This is a genomic window from Dietzia sp. CQ4 (assembly GCF_014145125.1).
GTDB lineage: Bacteria > Actinomycetota > Actinomycetes > Mycobacteriales > Mycobacteriaceae > Dietzia > Dietzia natronolimnaea.
Genome location: NZ_JAALDZ010000415.1, coordinates 1 through 2,835, shown reverse-complemented (window position 1 = coordinate 2,835; position 2,835 = coordinate 1). Strand labels below are relative to the sequence as shown.

Below are 2,835 nucleotides of genomic sequence, written 5' to 3'. Positions count from 1 at the left end.
CGACCCGGTCGCGGAGGGGCCGTGGCCGGGGGCTCTGCCGGCGCCGTCGCCGTCGGTGGTGTGGCCGGGGCCGGGTTATCGATTGGAGATCCGTGAGAGCCGTGACCCCGGGTCGGGGGTCGTGGCACGGGTTCCCCTCGCAGGGGGGGTTCTGCTGCGCACCGCGGCGGGGGCGCCGGTCGGGGTCGGTCCGCGCGGCCTGCTCACCGGACGACCCGAGTCGGTCGAGGTGACGGGCCGTCGATGCGCGTTGGTCGGTTGGTCGAGGCCGTGGCCGATCGATGAGGCCTGGTGGGAGCCGGGTCCCGGTGGTGAGCCCCGCCGGCCGAGGGCCCGGATGCAGGTCGTCCCCGAGCGGGCGGCCGCGTTGTTGCTGTGCTGCCTGGTCGGGGACGAAGCGGGGAGTTGGACCGTCGAGGGGGTATACGAATGAACCGTCCACGACTCACCGTGGTCGCGGCCCCCGTCGCTCGCCGGGTGGGCTCAGCGCTCGATGTCGACCACCAGTCGGGTCGGGTTCTGGAGGAGGAAGGCCGAGAAGGCGCGGTCCGTGCCCTCGAGACCGATGACGGACTGCGCCTGGCCCTCGAACTGGCCCGCGAAGGCCACTCCGGCGACACCGGTCGCCTCGTCGCTCGAGACGGTGCCCACGGGGACCTCCGTCATGGAGGTCGTGGTGGGCAGGACCTGATCGCGGATCATCACCTGGAGGAACGAGTCCCCGGGCACCTCCACCGGGAAACCGCTGCCCTGCTGGGCGGGTGCGTCCACGTAGTCCACGGAGTACCCCGGGACGCCCTGGCCCTCGAGTTCGAAGACCACGCGGTCCTTGCCCTGGTAGTCGCCCACGCGGATCTCGGTCACGACGAGCTGGGCGCGCTCGGCGGCGTCGCCGGAGTCCTCACTCTTCGGAGCGGAGTCCGCGGGCCTGGCGGAGGGATCGGAGGTCTCGGTCTCGTCCGGCGCCAGGGTCCGGGCCAGCGCGGCCGGGGAGGATCCCGCCGTGGTGGTCTGGCTCGTGGTGGGGGTGTCGGTCGAGGTGTCGGCTCCACATCCCGCCAGGCCCAGGGACGCGACGGCGGTGAGGGCGGCGGCCGCGGCGAGGCGGCGGTGACGGATACGCATAGGCCCAGCCTAGATCCCTCTGGTCACTTTTGTCCCACAAGGTGGCTACAGTTACGCCTCCTCGCGGGATGGGGCACCATGGGGTCGTGTCAGATACCGATTCCGCCACACAACCGGACTGGTGTTCCCTGCAGTCGGCCGATGAGCCACCGGCCGGCACCGCCGCCCACGAGGAGTCGTGGGTGCTGCTGGAGGTCCCCGGGCGCTGGGGCCGCGACATCTTCGACGGTGAGGCGCTGGGCGAGGACCTGTCCCGACGTCTCAAGGACCACGTCGAGGCCTGTGGGTCGCGCATGCTCTTCATCCGGCGGCCCGGCCGGGAGGGCCAGCGGCTCGACCGGCACCGCTTCTACCTCTGCGACACCCGCCCCGGCCGGCAGAGCATCCGCACCGGCCGTGTCGACGGGCCCGGGGAGTTGCTCGGGCTGGACCTGTCTCCCGACGGGCACGTGGCCGGGACCCGCGAGGTCGCGGCACCTGTCCCGCTCGTGTGCACCCACGCCAAGCGTGACCAGTGTTGCGCCGTGCGGGGGCGCCCGGTCGCGGCCGGGCTGGAGGCACTGGTGGGCGGACGCCTGGCCTCACTCGATCCCGATGCCGCGGTGTGGGAGTGCTCCCACACCGGAGGGCACCGCTTCGCCCCGGTCCTGTTGCTCCCCGGCACCGGTTACACCTACGGGCCCGCGGAGGTGGCCCACGCGGCCGGGATCGTCGAGGCGGTGCTGGACGGTCGGGTCGTCACCGAGAACCTGCGGGGCCGCAGTACGTGGCCACCGGCCGGGCAGGTGGCGGAGGTCGCCGTGCGGAACTCCGGTGTGGAGGCGGGGGTGGACGACCTCGTCGTCACCCTCGACCCCGATTCCCCGCGCGTGGCCGTGGTCCGTCACACCGACGGTCGCGCCTGGCGCGTCGAGGCGGGCACCCGCCCGCTCCCCCCTCGGTCCCAGAGTTGCCGCAAACCGCCCGGCGACGCCTCGGCGTGGGTCGTGGAGTCGTTCACCCAGCTCTGAGCCCACGCACCGGGCCCCGGTGGGTGAGGCCCGGTGAACTGGTACCACGGCCCCAAGACCTGGACCGAGCTCGAGCGGGTCCTGTCCGGGCGACCGGGCCCGCGTGGGCCCCAGAACCCGCACCCCGGCGACGGCAGCGATGCCCCCGCCTGGTCCCGCCGACGGGGTGAGTACACCCCTCCGCAACGGCCCCGAACCCAGGGGCGCGTGCCCTACGCCGAGCTCCACGCCCATTCCGCCTTCAGTTTCCTGGACGGTGCCTCCTCGCCCGAGGCGATGGCGGAGGCGGCGGCGGAGCTGGGACTGACCGCACTGGCGATCACCGACCACGACGGGATGTACGGGGTCGTCCGCTTCGCCGAGGCGGCCTCCGAGCTGGGTCTGGCGACCGTGTTCGGTGCCGAACTCTCGCTGCCCGGGGATGAGCACCTGCTCGTGTTGGCCCGTGGAGGGGAGGGCTACCGCAGACTCTCGCGTGCGATCGCCCGCGCCCACCTGAGGGGAGGCGCCAAGGGTGAACCGCGGTACGAGATCGGCGAACTCGCCGAGGCCGCCGGCGGCCACTGGTACGTGCTCACCGGCTGCCGCCGGGGACGGGTGCGGCGGGCCCTCGAGCGGGGCGCCGCGAGCGCGTCCGATTTCGACACCGCGGCCGCGGTCAAGCCCCTGGAAGTGGTGTAACTGAATGGTGATCCTTCGT

General features: G+C 73.1%; 2 protein-coding genes and 2 pseudogenes. 3 read left to right on the top strand and 1 reads right to left on the bottom strand.

The annotated features are described in order from the left end of the window. A pseudogene (locus G6031_RS18070) lies at positions 1–433 on the top strand (hypothetical protein); the annotation flags it as partial. Positions 434–483: 50 nt separating this feature from the next. Here G6031_RS18070 and G6031_RS18065 read toward each other — a convergent pair. Next, positions 484–1,125, bottom strand: coding sequence for a hypothetical protein (locus G6031_RS18065; protein ID WP_182654025.1), 642 nt, complete (start codon positions 1,123–1,125; stop codon positions 484–486). An 86-nt stretch (positions 1,126–1,211) separates the two neighbouring features. Between G6031_RS18065 and G6031_RS18060 the strand changes: the two genes are divergently transcribed. Next, positions 1,212–2,135 (top strand): sucrase ferredoxin, encoded by a 924-nt coding sequence (locus G6031_RS18060; protein WP_346034375.1) that lies wholly within the window; start codon positions 1,212–1,214, stop codon positions 2,133–2,135. A 33-nt stretch (positions 2,136–2,168) separates the two neighbouring features. Next, a pseudogene (locus G6031_RS18055) lies at positions 2,169–2,774 on the top strand (PHP domain-containing protein); the annotation flags it as partial. Between the last annotated feature and the right edge of the window lie 61 nt (positions 2,775–2,835).

Excerpts from the sequence above, each read along its gene's own strand:
- G6031_RS18065 (WP_182654025.1), bottom strand. The coding sequence starts at position 1,125 with ATGCGTATCCGTCACCGCCGCCTCGCCGCGGCCGCCGCCCTCACCGCC.